Source organism: Gillisella vitis (assembly GCF_021559775.1).
Lineage (GTDB): Bacteria > Pseudomonadota > Alphaproteobacteria > Rhizobiales > Rhizobiaceae > Allorhizobium > Allorhizobium ampelinum.
Genome location: NZ_CP056049.1, coordinates 248,390 through 267,935, shown reverse-complemented (window position 1 = coordinate 267,935; position 19,546 = coordinate 248,390). Strand labels below are relative to the sequence as shown.

Here is a 19,546-nt window from a genome sequence, read left to right as displayed (position 1 = left end):
ACCACCGGCTGTGATAGTGTCATCATGCCGTCTTCAGAGGCCAGAGCAATTGCGTTGCGGCAGGATTGATCCGTAAAGACGTTCAAAAACAGCTAGCACGACCCTTCCTGTGATGGGGGCAAACAAAGTTTGAATGGTGCGCGCCCGCCATGGAAAAGCGGGGCGCAGTTCTCAGGCGAGACAGCTCCAATGGCCCTCTCCACCGAGACGCTTGATGACCTCCATCAGGATATGTCTCACCTCAAGAACCGCCTTGGTCGGTGGGTGATTGACCGGCATATCCAGCACAAGGCGTCGAAACAGCTCCGGTGCCCTCAGTGGAATGACCGAGAGTTGTCCTGCCTGATGATCGGCGTAGACGGCGCCCCGACCCAGAATGGTCAATCCCAATCCGGCACGGATCGCCGCTTTGGTGCTGGCCACGCCCTCGATCACCCGAACAATATTGATTTTCTGACCAAGAATAAGGGCCTGCTTTTCCAAAAGGATGCGAATCCCATGACGCTGCGAGGGCATGATCAGCGGAAGGCTCAAAGCTTCGCGGAGCGGCAAATCATTCTGCCTTTGGGTAAAGGCATTCAGAGGCCCGACGGCATAGAGCCGCTCATCAAACAAAGGCACCGCCGTTGGTTTGGCCACATCCAGAAGGTTCACGGCCAGATCATGCGCATGGGTATCGGTCGCTGTGCGCAGGGTCTGGCTATCGCCCTCGCTGATCGTCAGGCGGATTTTTGGAAACCGGCGGTCACATGCTTCCAGAACCGGAATGGAGAGAATGGGAGACAGCGAGCTGAGAATACCAAGCGAGACATCACCACTTGGATATTTCGCCTGCTCCCGCGTTGCGGCTTCGGCCTGCTCTACCGCCCTAAGGATTGCCTGAGCATGGACCAGCAGCGTTTGGCCTGCCTCCGTTACCACGACGCCACGAGAGGTGCGGTTGAGCAATTGCAGCCCCAGTTGCTCTTCCAGCGCGCGCACATGCAGGCTCAAAGCTGGTTGGGCTACACCCATTTCACTGGCGGCACGGGTAAAGGAGCCTAGCTCTGCAATGCGCGCAAAATAGCGCATTTTTGTTACATCCAATGCCAAGGCTGCCTCCTGATATACAGAATTCATATATCAAGTATCGTCAATATATATTTGTTGGCATAGCGCAAGCCTCTTAAAACGGAGGAGACCGCGAAAGGGCTGGGGTTAACCTGCGCCGTTTCGCCCTATCGAACGAAGCTGTTTTGAGGTTGCCATGATCCACATTAAGAAAATTCCCGAGCGTCCAAGCCAGCAAGAGATTGATGCGATTGCGAAATTCTCGCCTGCGACCCTGCATGAGGCGCAAGGCCGTCGCGGTGCGCTGTCCTCTCGCATCAAGCCAGTGGATTACCGCATGAAGCTTTGCGGGCCTGCTTTCACGGTCAAGTCTGCGCCGCGCGACAACATCATGCTGCAACTGGCGATCAATTATGCGCAACCGGGCGACATCATCGTGGTATCCGGCGGCGAATACGAGGAGGCGGGGTCATTTGGTGATGTTCTGGCCAATGCCTGCCTCGCCAAAGGCATTGGTGGCCTGGTAACGGACACAGGCGTGCGCGATACCTTGCAGCTTCGAGATCTTGGCTTTCCGGTATTTTCACTCAGTGTTTGCATCAAGGGAACCGTGAAGGAAACCTTGACCGAAGTGAACGATCCCATCGTTATCGGTGATGAACTGGTGTATCCGGGCGACATCATCGTCGGTGATGCCGACGGTCTGGTGGTGGTCCGCCGACAGGAGGCGGTGGATGTTGCCGCACTTGCCCAAGCCCGGGAAGATGCTGAAGCTGGCTATATTGCCGCTTATAAGGCGGGGAAGTCGGTCATTGAAGTCAGTAATCTTGAGCCCGTGCTGAGGGCTAAAGGATTTTCGGTCGAAGCGTGAGCGGGTGCTCCGGACATGGATTTGAAATTCCCCTTAAAATCTAAGAGTCTGCCCGAGAAATCATCATTGGCGTGCAATCCGTCTGACGATTGTCATGGCATAAAGATGTGAAACAGCAAAGAAGGTAGGCCTCGTTTGAAAAGGTGATAGGCAACTGATTTTACTCGCAAAATTGCAACGAAAGCGCTGCGTCATCGGCTCCGATCGCCACCCTACCCGATCTCTATTTCATTTCCGCAAATCACGACCTTACAGGACCAATCATAGGGGGCACCAGCCAGGCTGGCGCCCCCTATGGGCTTTACGACAGATGATGCGGTCTGGTCATGCCGTAGACGGGTGTATCGATACCGACCTGACGAGCTTTCAGCTGCAGTGACAGATATTGCGAATAGTGCCGTGACTGGTGCAGGTTGCCGCCGTGGAACCACAGTGCGTCCTGTTGCGTCGGCTTCCACATGTTGCGTTGTTCGCCCTCCCAGGGACCGGGATCCTTGGTCGTATCGGAGCCGAGCCCCCAACATTTGCCGATTTTGTCAGCGACGTCGCGCGAAATGAGATCGGCCGCCCAACCATTCATCGAGCCGTAGCCGGTGGCATAGACCACGAGATCCGCTGGCAACTGGGTACCATCCTTCAGCACGACGGCGTTTTCGGTCAAATGCGAGACGTCCACGCCGGATTTGAGCTTGATGGAGCCGTCAATCACCAGATCACAGGCGCCGACATCGATGTAATAGCCTGATCCACGCCGCAGATATTTCATGAACAGGCCAGACTCGTCGTCGCCGAAGTCCAGCATGAAGCCAGCCTCTTCCAGTGCCTTATAAAAATCTGCGTCCTGTTCACGAATCCTGTTGTAAATCGGGATCTGAAACTCATGCATGATCCGGTAGGGCAGGGACGCAAAAATCAGGTCGGCCTTACGCGTGGTCATGCCGCTCTGCACCGCCCTTTCCGAGTAGAGATCGCCCAGACCGATCTCCATCAGTGAACCCGATTTGACGATATGGGTGGATGACCGTTGCAGCATGGTGACATCGGCGCCGGCTTCCCAGAGCGCTGCGCAGATATCGTGGGCGGAGTTGTTGGAGCCGATCACCACCACTCGTTTGCCGGCATAGGCGTCCGGCCCCGGATGCTGCGAGGAATGCTGCTGTTCGCCCTTGAACACATCCTGACCGGGAAATTTCGGCACATTGGCCTTGCCCGACATGCCCGTCGCCAGCACCAGCTGCTTTGGCTTGAGCACGATTTCCTTGCCGGCGCGTTCAACAATGACTGTCCATTCGCCGGTCGCTTCATCGAATTGCGCCGACTTGCAGGTCGTAGACCCCCAATAGTTCAACTCCATGACCTTGGTGTACATTTCCAGCCAATCGCCGACTTTGTCCTTGGGAGTGAAGACAGGCCAGTTTTCCGGAAACGGAATGTAAGGCAGGTGATCGTACCAGACGGGGTCGTGCAGGCAGAGCGACTTGTAGCGCTTACGCCAGCTGTCGCCCGGGCGCTCGTTCTTCTCGATGATGATTGTCGGCACACCCAGCTGGCGGAGCCGTGCGCCAAGTGCAATTCCTCCCTGGCCGCCACCGATGATAAGGACATAGGGTTGCGCCGAATAGCCCAGCTCGGCGCTCTCGCTCTCGCGCTTTTCTTTCCAGGTCATGCGGTTACGGTCATGGCCGTGCTCGGCCCCCATCGGGCGGCGGATGCCTTTCGGCTCTTCATGGCCCTTCAATTCGGTCATGGTGGTCAAGAGGGTCCAGATCCGCCCATCCTTCAGGCGGATATGTCCGTAACCGCGTGCGACGCCCGTTTCGAACTCGAACCAGCCGTCAGTGATCCCACCAGCATCAGTGGCGGGCTCTTTCGGATCCTGCACGAAATTCGAGGGTGCGATGGCGGCAAGCTGGCTCTTCAGCATCTCTCGGATCTGCTCGTGACCCTCGAGTGTCTTAAGGTTCCAGGTGAATGTCACCAGATCGCGCCAATAGCAATCGGTCTGAAACAGGTTGACGGCGGCATCAATGTCGCCGCTTTCAAGCGCTTTGCCGAGCTTCGACAGAGCCGTGTCTATTTTTGTGGCCGGGCTGATATCAAGCATGGTCTTCTCCTCCGTAGTGCTTGTGTCATCGGTGATGAAGCGCCCCTCCAGGCGCCTTTCGAAGCGGCCATCGCCTGCCCGGGCTCCTCTCCCGCAACAGGCGTTGGCCACGACGCTATTTCGAAAGATCGATCAGGATCTTGAGTTGGGCTCCCGCCGGGTCGAGCAGGACGTCGAAGCCTTCTTTGACAGCTGTGTCGAGGGTGACGCGCTTGGTGACGATCTTCATTGCCGGCAGCTGGCCGGAAGCAATCAGCCTGATGACGCGTGGCCAATAGTGTGTCGGGTAGGCCCAGGATCCTTTGATTTCCAGATCTTTGAATGTCACCTGGAACCAGTCGATCGGATTTTCATGCGGATGCAGGCCGGTCTGGACCACGACGCCCTGCTTGCGCACGGCGTCGACGCAGGCCTTCAGCGCATGTTCGTTGCCTACGCATTCGATGGCGACATCGCAGCCGACGTTGCCTTCCGTTTGCAAGCGAACGACATCACCGACATTGTCGCGCTGCGGGTTGATCGTGATGACATCGGGCAACACCTCTTTCGCAAGCGCGAGCCTGGAGTCATTGAGATCAGATACAAAAAGCTGGGTGGCGCCCGCCGCGCGCGCGGCGAGCAGTGTCAGCATGCCGATGGGACCAGCGCCCGTCACGAGGACGCTTGTGCCAGCGGTTACGCCGCCGCGATCGCAGGCATAGACAGCAACCGCCGTTGGCTCGACCAGGGCTGCCTCTTCATCGGTCATCTCGTTCGGGATTTTCTGGACATTGTAGTCATTGACGAGCGCTGCTTCGGCCATGCCGCCGCCATCCCAGCTCAAGCCCACCAGCGCTAACTGCGTGCTTAAGTGGAAAAGGCCGCGATCGGCGAAATAGTCGCCGGACCTTGGCATGACGAGGGGCTGGATGGATACGCGGTCGCCAACGACGACGGACGTAACGCCCTCGCCAATCGCCTCAACGACGCCGCCGAATTCATGGCCGAGCACTTGCGGGCCATGGGCGCCGGTGAAGGGGTGTGGCTCGGTCGGGATGAAGATCGGGCCGTAGCTGTATTCGTGAAGATCCGTGCCGCAAATCCCGACGAAGCGATTGCGGACCAGAACCTGACCTGGTCCCGGTTGCTTCGGCTCGGCAATGTCGTCCAGTCGCAAATCCTTGGCTGCATGAAATCTAAGCGCGCGCATGTTTCCTCCCTTGGCTGCGGTCGATGCCAAGAGAAGAGCAATGCCCGTGCCAGTGGCTCCTGGCAGGGCGAAGGACTGGAATTACTCAGTTTTCGAGGCGGGGCAGGTTTCGCTACGCCACAGCTGTGGCGCGACAGGTGTGGCGTATGCCACAGTCCGGATGCTCAATGCGGCCTGTCTATGCCGAACCTGCGCATACGGCGATGCATTGTGGTGCGATCAATACCGAGGCGGCGCGCCGCCTCGGAAATATTGCCATGGCAAGCAGCGAGAATAGCGCGAAGTTCGGCTTCAGGGCCGCCATCGCCAGGGACATGCACGTTACCGGCCAGGTGTTCTGGAAGGTCCGTTACCTCAATCAGTCCATCGTCGCACAGGGCTGCGGCGAAGGCGATCGCATTGTCCAGCTCGCGGATATTGCCTGGCCAGCGATGATTGAGGATCAAAAGGCGGGCAGTGTTTGAAAGCCTGAGCGATCGGTTCACCGGAGCATGTTTTTCGAGCAATTTGTCGAGCAGCCATGGCAAGTCGCCGCGCTCACAAAGCCGTGGAAGGGATAGTACGGCGGCATTCAGCCTGTAATAGAGGTCTTGCCGGAATGCGCCGGTTGCGACCATGTCGGCCAAAGACCGATGCGACGCAGACACGACGCGAAACTCCACCTTGTGCGCCACCGAACCGCCGACCGGCAACACCTCACCCTCGGCCAGAACCCTGAGCAACCTGCTTTGCGCGGCGTATGGCATGTCGCCGATTTCGTCGAGGAACAGGGTTCCGCCCGCCGCTTCCTCGACCAAGCCCTTTCGTCCCTTGACAAGGGCGCCGGTGAAGGCGCCTGACACATAGCCGAACAATTCGCTTTCGATCAGCTGTTCAGGGATCGCTGCGCAATTGACCGCAACGAAACGGCCTGACAACCCGCTCACCTCGTGGATGATGCGTGCCAGATATTCCTTGCCGGTTCCGGTCTCGCCCTGAAGCAGGATCGGCAGTGCGCTCGGTGCGAGCTTGGCGATCTTGCGGCGAAGGCTGTCCATGATGTCGACACTGCCGCCGAGCAGGTTCATGGCTGGCGGCGACCGAAGAGCTCGGACGAGCGGCGCCCCGGCCACGCGCTGTTGCGGCTCGATCGCATGGGCAAAGAGGACCGACCCATCGCGCACGGCAATCCGCCGGTCTTGCGGCAGGCTGGCGCGGGTCAGCGAAGCGAGCTCGTCCAAGCCTGCCTCGAAAAAATCCGCGACCGGCTGGCCAAGCACAAGCTCGGGCTGTCGCCAGTCGATTCCACGCGAGGCAGCGAGAAGCCGCGCGCCGCCATGCGTCATGCCGGTGATGCGGCCCCCGCCATCGACCGAAATCGCCGCTTCCGGATCAACATCGAGAAATTCCGGCGCGCCAGCAAAGCGCAGCACTAGGTCGTGTCGACTGTTCGCCATGAGATTGGCGAGCTCGATGCGCCGCACGGTCGAGGAGACAAGATGACGTGCCATATTCTGGCTCGTCTTTAAGATGGGTGAACTCAGCAGCGAAATATCGAGGACCGCTGCCAACGCGCCTTGCGTGTCATAGATCGGTGCAGCGGTGCAGGAGAGTGGTGTATGGGTGATGTCAAAATGGTCGGTCTGATGGATCGTCAGAGCCTCGCCGGTGGCCAGGCAGGCGCCAACAGCGCACGTGCCAGCGCGGGGCTCGGACCATTCCGAGCCGAGATAGAGCCCGGCCTTTCGCAAGTTGTTGTTGAAGGAGGGATCACCGAGAAATTCGACGGTTACGCCCTGCCGGTCGGAGAGGAGAAGAACATAATTCTGCTCGGCAACCTGCCGGTAGAGCCGCTCCAGCCCAGAGCGTGCGATGTGTACGAGGTCCTCCGCCTGCTGGCGATGTTCGCGCAGGCGTGTTTGCGAGACGATGACCGCCTCACGCGCTTGCGCCGGATCGAGCTGGTAAGTCTCCAGGCATCGCCGCCAGGATTCCACGACAATAGCGTCGCGGCCCGTATTGCTTCCCTGCCCGACGCGCTCGATTTCCTTGACGTGATCGGCAAAACCCATGAAATCACCGGCTCTCGAAAAGCCGCCTCCCGTGATCTTTAAGGAGATCATAGCCCCAATTGCCAGAAGCGCCTAATGCTTCGAGACATCTTGTCGGTCACGCGTAGCGATTGTCGGGCAGGTTGCTTCCTCGGCAAACAAATGGCTAACAATGGCAGGCTGGCAACTGTCTTTAAGCTGGGCCTAGGTGGCTCCATGTGGAGCCGTTTTTGAAGGCCTGTGCAACCGCGCCGAAGATTGAAGCTGCTAGAAAAGACAGTAAACACCTGATTTTAAATGAAAAATTTTTTACAGGATGGGGCATGACCGGCGCCGATCTTGCCCCATCCAGGCTGCATTTTTATTCAGTAAATTAAGGCCTTACGGGACTGATCATAGGGGTCGACCCGCGACACTCATTCATAGTCGGCGTTGAACCAAAAACCTGCGGAGCGGTCGCGCACTCAATCAGCGCCATTTGAATGAGGTAGGCAAGAAACGTCTTGTCTGCGTTTGTCGCAAGCAATGCAGCCTTCAGATGGTCGACAACCATACGGTTATTGCTCATAGTTGTTCCTACGTGTTTCTATAACGCGACGATAGTCTGCTATCGTGAGTCCAGCGTGAATCGTCCGTGAGTTTGAAGCGCTTGGATAACTAACTGGCGATGGCGTCAATCAACCGAATCCGTCGCATGGTTGTGACCGGATAATCGCTGTCGAGAAAGCGTGCAGGCAGGAAGTCAGGCTCGAATTGTTGCAACCGGGAGACGGCTCGATCCATTTGCTCGATCATGCCTGCCTGCTTGTAAAGTGCAATCAAATACCTGAGGGGCGCTCGAAATGCGGGACGCAGAATAAGCGCTGCTTCTGCGTGACCTATGGCCGTTGCATATTCGCCCAACGCGGCGGCGGACATACAGCAAAAGAATTCGACAAAGGCCCTGTGTTCGCCTCCACCTGTTAATGCAAGTGCGCTTAAAGCCGATCCTTGACTATCTCTAAGCTTGTCGAGAACCAGTTCCGTATTGGATAAAATCGCCAGGTTGACTGCGTTCAGCGGGTCAAGGCTGACAGCGCGTTCAGCAAGCCGCAGTGAACCACGGCTTGAACCGCCTCCAAGATATTCGAGATGGGCCCCGATGCCCAGGATGCTGGCGCTACCAGCGTCCTCGCGCAGCGCTTCCTGTACCAGTTCCGTCGATGTGATCTTGTCGTCCAGGAATGCGCTGCTGCAATGCTGGAACTGTGCCATGTTGCGCAGGAATGCCCGCCATGCCAGATATTGCGGGCGCGGATCGCGATCATAGGCATAGCGCAGATTGACGTCTGCATCTCTTAAACTTTGCCGATCAAATCGGAAGATCAAGGCCCGCGCATGATTGGCGAGCATGGCTCCCGAATGTGAGATTCCAAGCTGATCCTTCCGCTCGCGCAAAGTTGAAAGAATGGCTTGGACAAGAATCCCGGATTCGTGATGCAGCAACTCTGTGTGTGATGCCGATATTTGAGTGGTTCGCGACCAATAGAGCTGTCCAGTCCCTGCATGGCTGAGGGCAATAGCCACATGGCTGTCTCGACCTAAAGTTACGGTCCGCACTGCGACAGTGAGGCCCTTGACAGGCAAGGGAGGGAGAGTGCCGCCGATGGCAGCGTGACGGGGAAAGATTTCAAAATCGTCTAAATCGCGGAGCGACGTCGTTGTCAGTGTCATCAGTCGACTTGACGTCAATTCACTCGAAGGCTGGTTGTCGGATAGGAATTGGAAAAAAATTGCGGGTTTGGGGGCGGTATGACTGCGTAGGGCATGGGGCGGACTGATCCGCGCCTTGTCCGCAAGAGAGGCTCGTAAGTTCCGGATCCAGTCTTCAAACTCAGGGTCACGAATGTCGAGGTCGGCAAATGCGTCCTGCTCATTATTCCAGTCATTCGAGGCGGGCATGAGCCGGTATTTTATCGAAAAGCGGGTTGGATCAAGTGCTACCTTTTCCCGATCCGCTTTCAATATCGTTTGATAGGGGCCAAACGCCCGTCGTATGTCGACGAGCGTTTGGCGAAGGCTGTCCGACCCCCTCTTGGAATCTCGATCGCTCCACAGCTTATCCTGCAACCAAGTCCGGTTGCGGGAGTAGCCTTGTGACATGGCAAGTAACGCCACTATCCCGCGCGCCTTCGATCCTCTCGGGCTGCGGTCGCACCCATGAGAGTCGACAATCAGAAAGCGGCCAAAGATGTTTAATGACAACATGTGCAGCCCCCTGGAGACGGAATATATTTAAAGTATCATATCATATCAGCGAAGGAAAAGCTTGCCGGTTGGATCGAGTTCAAGTTTTTCAGCGCCAGGAGCAGTAATGTCAACAGGCGTCACGGTGATTGTGTTGCCGGGTTTGAAGGGGTAGGGCGGGACATCCGAGGTGGAGGCGGCATGATCAGGAAAATCGGTCTTCACCCAATTGCGGAAGGCAGAAATTCCTTTTGAAACCTGCAAAACATAATCAAGCGACTGCGTGTCCGGCACGGGTGAATTGGACCCAATGTTTCTGAAATAGGCGGCGACGGCTGAATCGTTGTATGGATCAGTGGGAACATCTGGTAACAGTTCCGCCGCTTGCGCCGCTTCAGGGCTGTCAGGCAAGACCGCTGTCCCCCAGTCAAGCGCGCGTTGATGACATGTAATGCAGGCGGACATTGGGTTGTCGACGGGGCCATTGGCGCGCCCGAAAAGGCCGAGATGCTGTCTCGGGAGGGGATAAAACATCGTGGCGACGGCAGGATTGACCCAGCTTTCGGTCGGCGACATGGCTTGTTCCAGATATGCTTTTGCATTCAACGCAGGGTCGCTTCCCCAGATCAGGCCGACCGGAACCAGGCGCTGATACGGCGTATCACCGGGCTGCATGGCATTATAGACGAATGTCCCGAAGAACCAGCCGTTGGGCGAACGTTTGTCCTTAATCGACAGATCAAATTGCAGAAGCCGCATCGTCATGGTGCTGCCGTCTTTTTCTCCGGCAACGTCCCACTCCTTTGACCCTGCAAGATAAGGAACGCTGGAAGGCTTTGCTGACGTGAACAGCATTTTGGCCGCCACGGCACCGTCCGCGAATGCAAAGTCAAGGGTTTTGGGAAAGGCCGGATCGGCCCAGATCTGCCCAAAACCGTAGCAGGCCACATCGTTGTAGATCCCGACAGCGAAAGTACGCTCCCAATCTGTTTGGAGCGCGTGAAGCTCCTTCGGACGAGACCACCGTTCGGTGGTCATACCGTGCAGTGGCTCCCTCAGCATGAAGAACCATGGCGCATCGCACCATTCCTCGACCTTATTATCCTGGATGCGCCAATCAATCTCAGGGCGAGCGTTCACCTTGGTGACGTAATTCAAGACGGCCTGCATATAGTCAGCGGGATTCTTGAAGGGATCGATCGTCAGCCATGGCAGCTTGCTGGTATCGGGCAAGGTCTTTGGAAAATCATAATGAACCTGGAACTTGCGGTCTGTTTCGTGACCTTTCAGGGGCAGGCTACTGGAGCAGTCGAACTTGGCATTGGCCGCCGCTGCAAAGCTGTTGTCAATTGGGGCGGGACAGTCGGCAAACGCAGATGAAATAGGCAAAAGAAAAAGGGCTAAACAGAAAAGAACAGTTTTCATTGTGGCTCCCCAGCTCGGTGATGTCAGACCGATGTAAAGCCAAGAGTCTTGGATTGTAAATATGCAACCTGACACGTGTTTTACGTGTATTTTGTAACTTGTCCAGGTGTATTAACGGATGGGGGTTCGATCGAAGATTGTTACCTGCCTTTCGCCGAACTTATAGAGTAGCACCACGAAAATTTCTTTGTCGTCCCCAATGAGGACTTTGAGGTCTATGGACGGTGATGCCCAGTTAATCCTGGCGCTTGAACCAGGCATCGTCTGGCAGGATCAGGCGGCAATCCAGCCGCGCCCTTTCAATTTAGGACCGCCTTGGCACGAGCAGATATCGCCGGAATGATGCTGGATTGAGTGCAGATTTGCATTTTCAATATAATTTACAAAGCGCAAAAATAAAAAAACGATCTTTTGGTATTTATTTTATAATATTTATTATTCCTAAATAATAAATATTATAATGTTCCGCTATCAATAGGAGACGGCGCTATGGGATTGTTGTCAATTGTATTCGGAAGCGACATCAAAGCTATTTTCGATGCCATAAATCGGTCTCAAGGCGTCATTGAATTCGACATCCAAGGCAATATTCTTGATGCGAATGACAATTTCTGCAAGACGCTCGGATATGCAAAATCAGATATCATTGGCAAACACCATCGGATCTTTCTCGATCCTGAAGAGGTGAAGACTAAAGCCTATGCCGATTTCTGGGCAAAACTTGTTTCCGGCCAGTTCGACCAGCGCCAATATAAGCGGTTCACCAAGTCGGGCGATCCCATCTGGATCGAAGCCTCTTACAATCCGGTTTTTCGCGGGGGTAAGCCTTACAAAATTGTAAAAATTGCCACGGACATTACGGCGTCCACAAACAAAGCTATGGATGGCGACGGCAAGATGGAAGCGTTGTTGCGTTCTCAGGCCGTTATCGAGTTCACACCGACTGGCCAGATTTTGACTGCCAACGAGAATTTCTGCAAGGCGATGAACTACGACCTCAGCGAGATCATTGGCAAAAATCATTCGATGTTTTGTGAACAAGCTTACATCGCGTCCCCCGATTACAAAGAGTTCTGGCGTAAGCTTGGAGCAGATGAGTTCCAGAGCGACGAGTTCTTGCGGATCGGGAAAGGTGGCAAGAAAGTCTATATTCAGGCCACTTATAACCCCATCACAGATGAAAAGGGAAAGGTCGTCAAGGTTGTGAAATTCGCGATCGATGTCACCGGCCGCGTCAACGCCATTGCTGCGATTGGTGCCGGTCTTGAGCGCTTGTCCGACTGCAATATCCGAATGACGATTGATGAGCCGTTCATTCCAACCTTCGAGCACTTGCGTAAAGACTTCAACATGTCCATTGGCAAATTCCAGGAAACCCTGGCGCAGGTGCTGGCGGAAACGGCGGCGGTTTCCGCCAATAGTCATGATATGCTCAAGGGATCGACCAGCCTGGCAAAACGCTCGGAGCAACAGGCTGCCGCACTGGAGCAGACTTCTGCGGCATTGGAAGAAATAACCGCGACGGTGAGAGAATCCAGTGCGCGTTCCAAAGATACTCGAAACTTGGTGCGCGACGCTCGTCAGGCTGCAACCGAGTCTGTAAAGGTCGTTAACTTCACCGTCGCCGCCATGAGCCGCATCGAGGGCGCTTCGAAGGAAATCAGTAATATCATTACTGTTATCGATGAAATTGCCTTCCAGACCAACCTTTTAGCCCTGAATGCAGGCGTCGAAGCAGCCCGCGCTGGTGAAAGTGGCAAGGGCTTTGCGGTCGTGGCCCAGGAGGTCCGTGAGTTGGCTCAGCGCTCCGCCAAGGCCGCCAAGGAAATTTCGGAATTGATCGCTAAATCGACCAATGAAGTGAAGGACGGTGTACGTCTGGTCGGGGAAACCGGCAGTGCGCTGAACCGGATCGAGTCCTTCGTGCAATCTATCGATGTTAATATTGAAGCCATTTCCACGGCAGCGTCGGAGCAATCCACTAGCCTCACGGAAATCAGCACTGCGGTCAACGCCTTAGACCAGATGACACAACAGAACGCGGGAATGGTCAGCGGCATGAATGCCATCAGCGAAGCACTTTCCAGTGGCGCGGCTAAACTGAGCGAACTGGCAAACCGCTTCCAGCTCAACAGGCGCAGTGCCATCCGCGAGCCGGGAAGTTCCGCTGCAATGCGTGACAACGACAGGCGGGAAAGCAATCGCTCGGCGGCCTGACCGACAGACTATTTATGACCTGTATTAACGCTCAGTCAGCGGCGTCAGAATGGTCCAAGTATCAACGCTCGTGGATCAAAAATTGAACACGCCGGACGCCTGAAAAGCACTGGTATCTGCCGTTCGCGCAATGAACTCCGCCACGTCTGACTCTCGGAGTGGCGGAGAACAGATATAACCTTGAACGAGGATTCCGCCGAGTTTCTGTAGAGCCGCCAATTCGTCGTGTGTTTCTATACCTTCAACAACACACTCCAATCCCATATCTTGGCTGAGAGCGAGTACGGACTTAACAATTTTATAACTTGCAGGTGTCTTGTCCAGACCTACGACAAAGCTGCGATCAATCTTGATCTTGGTGAGTGGAAGAGAGTGCAGTCGTGTGAGGCTCGAGTAACCAATGCCAAAATCGTCAAGAGAAATTCCGCAGCCACGTGACCGCAGCATTTCAATGGACCGCTTAACCTGTGTGAAGTCATGTGTGAATGCTGTTTCGGTAATTTCAAAATCAATACGACCTGCGTCAAATTTCCCATTCTCGATGATATCAATCAAGAGCGTTGCACTTTCGCTCAAGTTAAGATCGTAAGCAGAAAGATTGAACGATAGCCGGAGGTCCCTATCCCATTGGCTTGCGGCATCAAGTGCCTTTCTAAGAAGTGGTCTCGTTAAAAGACCGACGATCCCGGCTCGCTCCGCAATAGGAAAAAACTCGGTGGGCGATACACAGCCTAATGTTGGGCTTTCCCAACGGGCCAGCGCCTCGAAGCCAACGGGCTTTCCCTGTCTGATATCAATGATGGGCTGATAGACGACGGACATTTCATGCGATATGTCAGCTTGCTTGAGTGTTTGTTCGATGCTGGCGTTAATATTGATTTGTCTTTCATGGCACGCGTTAAACAATACCGCACTCCCACGTCGAGTATTCTTTGCGTGATAGAGGGCGTAGTCAGCCTGATCAAGCAATCTATCTGGCGTCAATGTGAGATCCGGATAGATTGCAATGCCCATTGATGCAGAAATCTGAACGGTGGCCTCCGCCATATGGAAAGGGTGATGAAGCCGCTCAATCAGTGCATTCGCGGCGCTTAAGAACTGTTCATCGTCTAGAGAATTCGTCGCAATCACCGCAAATTCATCACCGCCCAGCCGGAAGATTTTGTGGCCCTCAGGAAGATCCAACAGACGTTTTCCCACTTCAACCAAAAGCCGATCACCTGTCGAATGGCCGTAAAGGTCGTTAATCGGTTTGAACCCGTCGAGGTCGATAAGGCCAAGGGCGACCCTGGAACCAACGGTACTCGCTTTCGTCAGTTCGAATTCAAGATACGAAAAAAACGCTCGTCGGTTTGGTAGCTCGGTTAGGCTATCGACGTGGGCCAGTCGTAAATTTTCGTTGCTCAACGCTTCTGCCCTATGTTGTGATAGGACCATCTGCTCGAAATTGCGGTAATTCGTGAGCAAAACCGATATAATTCCTGCGCAAACCAATATGATATTGACCGCAACGGCTATACAAATAATTTTTTCAAGTGAAATGAAAAATATTATAAATGACACGCTGACGATTATAGTAACAATTACTGCCGCAGATCGCAGATACATCAAGCAGAATATGCAAGACATTACGGTAATTGCCATGTAGAAAGAGACGTAAGATCGCTCGTATTCATCTCCATAAGGTAACAACATGTAACACCAAACCGCAAATGTGATTGCAATGACAATGGCAAGACGATTTGCGCAGGTCATTGCGGCGTGGGCCATTTCAGCTGTCGGCTCAACACTGCGGTTTCGCAACCAGAATACCATTCGTAGGCCGCCTAGACACGTAAACAGAAGCGGCATGCCGACGGTAAGATACAAGGGCGAGGACTGAAAATGCGTGATGGCCAACGCCCAGCTGCTGGACAGCAAGATGAAATACATCATCGGCATTTGGCTGGAGAAAGCGCGATATTGGGCTTTTAGCAAATCGGGATTATCAGATCGGACAGTCAGCAATTCACGAACGAGTTTAGAGAATTTGAAAACCGGCATCGTTTAATCCAGGATTATGGTTCAGCCAGCCGTTATAATTACATATTACTTATATAATCATAACGAAGTTCAATCAAAAAAAGAATCTTCTGCGGCGCTGATAAATTGGTCAGCCATGAAATCTGTAATCTGTCCATGTGAGATCAACAAGCGCGGAGTCGGCTGTGTTACAGCGATCAGATTCCAGTCGAGATAGCCCAACCCTTTGGATTTTCCATGCACCGCAGGTGAACTCTTGATGGCCACGCGCAGTCATCCGGTTGAGCGTGTGGACGCCGCCATTTGCGTCAGGTCTGACTGTCGAAGTTCCTTGCTTTGAACTGCTGTCTTGGAAGGCGGGGTAATGATTTCATTATGGATATCCACGACTGCTTTGCGCCAATCATCCCTGCAATTGCTCCAGCCGGTTTCGAAATGACGGAACTCGCACCCTGGGTACTGTTCCTTCAGGTGCAAGCCTTAGGGCGCTGACAGACAAGATTCCGGGCTGAGGAGGAAATATGGTTTCGATGGACGTGTGCGGAGGCGAAGGTTCTCGCTGCCAGCGTCCATCAAAAAACAAACCAAAAGGGGAAATTCGATGAGTATAGATTTCAACCTGAATGCGGACCAGATTGCCCTTCGCGATGGCGCGCGTGCCTTTGCCAACACAGTCCTGAAGGGCGTTCGCAAGACAATCGCCCAATATTCTCGACCAGATGAACGCTTCTATGCAATCAAGCCATTCTTTGAACAGGGCGTTCATGCTGGCTTTGTCAACGCTCTCCTTCCCAAGGAAGCGGGCGGCTCAGATATTCCCACCCTTGATTTTGCACTTGCGGCGGAAGAGCTAACGTCAGTCGATGTTAACATTCCATCTGCACTTTTGGGCAGCGGCCTTTGCATCAAGCCGGTTGCGATGTTCGGAACCAAAGAGCAGAAAAAGCGATTGCTGACGGATTTTGCCGAGGATGGAACGCGGCTGGGAGCGTTGGCGTTCACGGAGGTTACGGGTGGCGCCAATTTCGATTCTCCCGATCCCCGTTTCGGTGTTAAGACCTCCGCTACCCTGGAAGGTGATGAGTGGGTGATCAACGGCGAAAAGCATTACACCACCAATGGTACCGGCTGGGACGGCAATAATTGCCACCTTTATGCCGTCGTTTGCAGAACCGATCTGACCCGGAACGCCGAGGAATCACTTGCGGTCATCATGGTTCCGGGCAACACGCCCGGCGTTCGGGTTGCGGGGCTCCTCGATACGGTCGGCCACCGGGCAACGATTTCTCCGCGGATGACCTTTGAGAACGTACGTGTGCCGGTAAACAACATCCTGGGTGAGCCGGGCGACGGAATCAAAATCGTTTCCACGAATTTCGCCTGGACCGCCGCGCTGATCGGTGCGGCCTGTGTTGGTGTCATGCGTGCCGCCTACGACTATGCCCTGCAATATGCGCGTGCTGACTCCCGCTCCGGGCCACATCCAATCATTGAATATCCGACGGTCGGCTATATGCTTGCCGACATGAAGATGAAGATAGAGGCCTGCCGTTACATGACGTGGAAGGCGTGCCATCAATACGACCAGTCCAAAGGGGCGGAGCATGAACTGGCAGTGATGACAAAGGTCTTCTGCTCGGAAACATGCGTCGACGTCGTCTACGATGCCATGCGGGTTGTTGGCGTAGACAGTTATACTGATATGCATCCGCTCGCAGAACTGATGAACGATGCGATGTGCTTCCCGCTTTATGACGGCGGCAACATGGGAGCTCGCCGACGCAATCTGCACAGCATCATCAAGAGTTCTTCCTACAGTTCTCTGACGGCGCCTTACGCGACATTTGCCTGAACGATAATCAAGCCTAGCGCAGCTTTGCCGTACAGCGGCAGAGCTGCGGTTCTGTTGCGGTCATTGCCTGTAATCGCGGGGGGCAACGCCGAAACGTCGCCGGAAGGCTCTGCTGAAATAGGACATGTCGTTGAAACCCCAGCGGAAGGCTGCTTCCGAAATGGTCAGGCATGTCCCTTTACGCAGTTCGGAGGCGCAACGATCGAGGCGCTTTGCCAGGATGATCTGCCCCAAGGTCTCGCCGTGTTCTTCCAGCAGCTTGTGCAGGTAGCGGGTCGATATTCCGAAATGAGCCGCGACCTTGGCGGGTGAGATCTCCGGGTCTGCGAAGTTAAGCTCGACATAGCGTAGAACAGACTGACGAAGGGGTGACCTGAAGGTCCGGCGGCGATCGTCGTCACGCTCGGGCGTCGAGGCTCGAAGCGACATGGCAACAAGGTCGATGATTGTCTTCGTCATATTGATCGAGCTGTGGCGCAGATTCTCGGGGTTTCGGGCGATGGATGCCAGAAAATCGACAACGACCTTGCCGATGGGTGTGCGGTCCGTGACTGTGCGCGCCACGAATTCGTGGCCGACATGGGAATCAAACATATGCTTCGGGATCTTGAACGCATATTGTTCCCAAGTGTCGCTCGTATAGTCGAGAAGAAACGGTTCGGACGAATCGACGATGGTGAACTCCCCGGGCATCGTGATAGCATCGCGGTTTCCCTGACGGATGCGGCATGTGCCGGCCACTTGCAGATTGAGGAAACAATAGGCATTCGTGTCGCGGCGTATGCCGCTTGTCGTGCGTGCAATGGTCTGTTTCAGCGACGCGATATTCGAAATGCCGATTTCGTCGAACGGGTGATCGGTTACAGCACCTCGGAAGTCCTTTTTGGACGGTGTTTCTGGGTCGAGCGCGACATAGACGTTGCACAGAACGTCCCTCCAGTAGCTAAAGCGCTCTGCCGTCCTGATCTCACCCAGATCGAAAGACCTCATATGCATATCGTGCTGCCTTTGTTGGGACGTCACAAACTGACAACAGAAAAGCAAGAAATGCGCCAAATTCGCTTATCTGGAAGCGGATTTTTGGGATAGCAAAACATATTTTGTGGCGGCAAAAACAGGTCACGACAACTGAGACGGAAAAGCCATGTGCCGTCAATCGCGAGGGGCGACATTGGCTGCTTGCCGTGCCCTTACGCGTCCTTAACAATAGCGCTGTCGAGACGGGCGGCACCGGCTTTTGTGTGAGGCTGCGGAGAGTGTATTCCCTGACTGTATATTAATTGGAACTCTCAACGATTGGATCGGGTCGCTCATGCTGTCCGGGCGAGCGCCGGACTGCCTGACACCATGATTACAGTTGGTGGTTCCGGTCCAATCAACCCTGACCAACGATACCTCTATTCGTGCATCTCTTTGGGGCGACGAGAAGAGACGTGCGGGACATCTACCCCACAATCTGAATTGTCGCTCAACGATGAAGTCTGGTTTCGCTGGCGGTGTCAGCAATTCCAAAGCCTGTAAGCGAATCTGTCCCGTTCACGAACGAGCGGCTAATTTTTGTTCCGTTGCGATGTTCGAAGGGCTGTCATAACGCGGAACTTCGCCGGAGTGAGGCCGGTAGCGCTCCGAAAGGCCTTTGTGAAATTGGCCTGTGACGAGAAGCCCGCAGCAAAAGCGATCTCTGCGATATGACTGTCATCGCGTGTCAGGCGCTGTTTTGCGAGTTCGAGGCGCAAATCCCTCACATAATTATGGGGAGTCTTGCCGGTTGCAGCCCTAAAACTACGGGCAAAGTGTGCCACGCTCATGCAGGCAATCGTGGCAAGGTCGACAACCGTGAAATCATTTTCCAGATGCGCGTCTACATAGTCCTTGACCCGCGAAAGGCGCTTCTGGTCTAGCGGCCGATCCTGTGCCGAAGGCTGTTTTGGACGAAGGTCGGTTGCGGAATACCGCTTGATGAGATGGGCAGACAGGGAAATGGCCAGGGTTTCCATCAGCAACCGCCCGGCAGGGCTCTCTTCCGCCATTTCCTTGAGGATCTCGGTCGCTATGAATTCAATGAACGGGTCGCTGGCGATGCTCTCGTAGCGCAGTTCCACGCGGGCCGGGTCAATATCGTGTTCGCGCAGGATTGTCTCGTCGAAAGGCTGCCCGGACAGAAAGATGTGCAGACAGTCATCGATCGATTCGGTGACGTTTATGAACTCTTCCTCGATCCCTGCAGGACAGAGCCAGATCGTGCCGGGTCTCGCCTGGGTGTATTGGCGCATGCCGCCGCCGATACGATCCACCACGGATCGACCGCGTAGCAGGATGGCAATTTCGGTTTCGCGTGGCACGAGCGAAGGCAGTTCACCCGGCGCATGGCTCCAGCGCTCGGCGAGCAGATTGGTCCATCCGTGGGCGTTGGATGTCTCCAGCATGGATCCGGTCACATATTTATCGACGGAATGTCCGAGCATGGCTTGGCCTCTCCTTCAGATTGGCGCCGCGACATATGGCTCAAAAGACAAGCAAGATTTGCGCCAGCCTCCAAGGAGGGGGTTTTCGCAGGAAT

General features: G+C 54.8%; 14 protein-coding genes. 4 read left to right on the top strand and 10 right to left on the bottom strand.

The features are described 5' to 3' along the window. Nucleotides 1–171: 171 nt before the first annotated feature. Nucleotides 172–1,092 (bottom strand): LysR substrate-binding domain-containing protein, encoded by a 921-nt coding sequence (locus AVCG78_RS23270; RefSeq protein WP_071203586.1) that lies wholly within the window; start codon nt 1,090–1,092, stop codon nt 172–174. A gap of 154 nt (nt 1,093–1,246) precedes the next feature. Here AVCG78_RS23270 and AVCG78_RS23265 point away from each other — a divergent pair, with 154 nt between their 5' ends. Beyond that, a complete protein-coding gene (locus tag AVCG78_RS23265; RefSeq protein WP_071203494.1) occupies nt 1,247–1,921 on the top strand; it encodes a 4-carboxy-4-hydroxy-2-oxoadipate aldolase/oxaloacetate decarboxylase in 675 nt (224 codons plus the stop codon). A 301-nt stretch (nt 1,922–2,222) separates the two neighbouring features. On the opposite strand, the gene AVCG78_RS23260 is transcribed toward AVCG78_RS23265, so the two are convergent. The 3 genes from AVCG78_RS23260 to AVCG78_RS23250 all read right to left on the bottom strand — a co-directional run bounded on the left by AVCG78_RS23260 (nt 2,223) and on the right by AVCG78_RS23250 (nt 7,265). Then, nucleotides 2,223–4,025 carry an NAD(P)/FAD-dependent oxidoreductase gene (locus AVCG78_RS23260; protein WP_071203495.1) on the bottom strand — a complete coding sequence of 601 codons (1,803 nt, stop codon included), beginning with the start codon at nt 4,023–4,025 and terminating at the stop codon, nt 2,223–2,225. Nucleotides 4,026–4,140: 115 nt separating this feature from the next. Then, a complete protein-coding gene (locus tag AVCG78_RS23255) occupies nt 4,141–5,214 on the bottom strand; it encodes a 2,3-butanediol dehydrogenase (protein ID WP_071584823.1) in 1,074 nt (357 codons plus the stop codon). A gap of 164 nt (nt 5,215–5,378) precedes the next feature. Continuing rightward, nucleotides 5,379–7,265: a sigma-54-dependent Fis family transcriptional regulator gene (locus tag AVCG78_RS23250; protein ID WP_071203588.1), complete on the bottom strand. Its 1,887-nt coding sequence runs from the start codon at nt 7,263–7,265 to the stop codon at nt 5,379–5,381. A gap of 197 nt (nt 7,266–7,462) precedes the next feature. Between AVCG78_RS23250 and AVCG78_RS23245 the strand changes: the two genes are divergently transcribed. After that, nucleotides 7,463–7,621: a hypothetical protein gene (locus tag AVCG78_RS23245; protein ID WP_156582769.1), complete on the top strand. Its 159-nt coding sequence runs from the start codon at nt 7,463–7,465 to the stop codon at nt 7,619–7,621. A 280-nt stretch (nt 7,622–7,901) separates the two neighbouring features. On the opposite strand, the gene AVCG78_RS23240 is transcribed toward AVCG78_RS23245, so the two are convergent. Next, nucleotides 7,902–9,491 (bottom strand): hypothetical protein, encoded by a 1,590-nt coding sequence (locus AVCG78_RS23240; protein WP_015918674.1) that lies wholly within the window; start codon nt 9,489–9,491, stop codon nt 7,902–7,904. A 45-nt stretch (nt 9,492–9,536) separates the two neighbouring features. After that, nucleotides 9,537–10,895 carry a hypothetical protein gene (locus AVCG78_RS23235; RefSeq protein WP_015918673.1) on the bottom strand — a complete coding sequence of 453 codons (1,359 nt, stop codon included), beginning with the start codon at nt 10,893–10,895 and terminating at the stop codon, nt 9,537–9,539. A gap of 489 nt (nt 10,896–11,384) precedes the next feature. Here AVCG78_RS23235 and AVCG78_RS23230 point away from each other — a divergent pair, with 489 nt between their 5' ends. Beyond that, nucleotides 11,385–13,112 carry a methyl-accepting chemotaxis protein gene (locus tag AVCG78_RS23230; RefSeq protein ID WP_015918672.1) on the top strand — a complete coding sequence of 576 codons (1,728 nt, stop codon included), beginning with the start codon at nt 11,385–11,387 and terminating at the stop codon, nt 13,110–13,112. Between the two features lie 75 nt (nt 13,113–13,187). Here AVCG78_RS23230 and AVCG78_RS23225 read toward each other — a convergent pair whose 3' ends face one another. Both AVCG78_RS23225 and AVCG78_RS23220 read right to left on the bottom strand, forming a co-directional pair. Next, on the bottom strand, nt 13,188–15,155 hold the full coding sequence (locus AVCG78_RS23225) for a putative bifunctional diguanylate cyclase/phosphodiesterase (protein WP_071203497.1): 1,968 nt from the start codon (nt 15,153–15,155) through the stop codon (nt 13,188–13,190). 69 nt (nt 15,156–15,224) lie between these two features. Further along, nucleotides 15,225–15,401 (bottom strand): hypothetical protein, encoded by a 177-nt coding sequence (locus tag AVCG78_RS23220; RefSeq protein ID WP_156582768.1) that lies wholly within the window; start codon nt 15,399–15,401, stop codon nt 15,225–15,227. A 334-nt stretch (nt 15,402–15,735) separates the two neighbouring features. On the opposite strand from AVCG78_RS23220, the gene AVCG78_RS23215 reads away from it, so the two are divergent. Then, complete coding sequence (locus tag AVCG78_RS23215; RefSeq protein ID WP_071203498.1) at nt 15,736–16,986, top strand: acyl-CoA dehydrogenase family protein; 1,251 nt, start codon at nt 15,736–15,738, stop codon at nt 16,984–16,986. A gap of 60 nt (nt 16,987–17,046) precedes the next feature. On the opposite strand, the gene AVCG78_RS23210 is transcribed toward AVCG78_RS23215, so the two are convergent. Both AVCG78_RS23210 and AVCG78_RS23205 read right to left on the bottom strand, forming a co-directional pair. Continuing rightward, the gene (locus tag AVCG78_RS23210) at nt 17,047–17,976 is read right to left on the bottom strand and encodes a helix-turn-helix domain-containing protein (protein WP_234627234.1); all 930 of its coding nucleotides are present in this window, start codon (nt 17,974–17,976) and stop codon (nt 17,047–17,049) included. A gap of 560 nt (nt 17,977–18,536) precedes the next feature. Then, a complete protein-coding gene (locus tag AVCG78_RS23205; protein WP_071203500.1) occupies nt 18,537–19,451 on the bottom strand; it encodes an AraC family transcriptional regulator in 915 nt (304 codons plus the stop codon). Nucleotides 19,452–19,546 lie beyond the last annotated feature (95 nt).

Coding starts and splice junctions, on each gene's coding strand:
- AVCG78_RS23265 (WP_071203494.1), top strand. CDS start 1,247: ATGATCCACATTAAGAAAATTCCCGAGCGTCCAAGCCAGCAAGAGATT.
- AVCG78_RS23260 (WP_071203495.1), bottom strand. CDS start 4,025: ATGCTTGATATCAGCCCGGCCACAAAAATAGACACGGCTCTGTCGAAG.
- AVCG78_RS23255 (WP_071584823.1), bottom strand. CDS start 5,214: ATGCGCGCGCTTAGATTTCATGCAGCCAAGGATTTGCGACTGGACGAC.
- AVCG78_RS23250 (WP_071203588.1), bottom strand. CDS start 7,265: ATGGGTTTTGCCGATCACGTCAAGGAAATCGAGCGCGTCGGGCAGGGA.
- AVCG78_RS23240 (WP_015918674.1), bottom strand. CDS start 9,491: ATGTTGTCATTAAACATCTTTGGCCGCTTTCTGATTGTCGACTCTCAT.
- AVCG78_RS23235 (WP_015918673.1), bottom strand. CDS start 10,895: ATGAAAACTGTTCTTTTCTGTTTAGCCCTTTTTCTTTTGCCTATTTCA.
- AVCG78_RS23230 (WP_015918672.1), top strand. CDS start 11,385: ATGGGATTGTTGTCAATTGTATTCGGAAGCGACATCAAAGCTATTTTC.
- AVCG78_RS23225 (WP_071203497.1), bottom strand. CDS start 15,155: ATGCCGGTTTTCAAATTCTCTAAACTCGTTCGTGAATTGCTGACTGTC.
- AVCG78_RS23215 (WP_071203498.1), top strand. CDS start 15,736: ATGAGTATAGATTTCAACCTGAATGCGGACCAGATTGCCCTTCGCGAT.
- AVCG78_RS23210 (WP_234627234.1), bottom strand. CDS start 17,976: ATGAGGTCTTTCGATCTGGGTGAGATCAGGACGGCAGAGCGCTTTAGC.
- AVCG78_RS23205 (WP_071203500.1), bottom strand. CDS start 19,451: ATGCTCGGACATTCCGTCGATAAATATGTGACCGGATCCATGCTGGAG.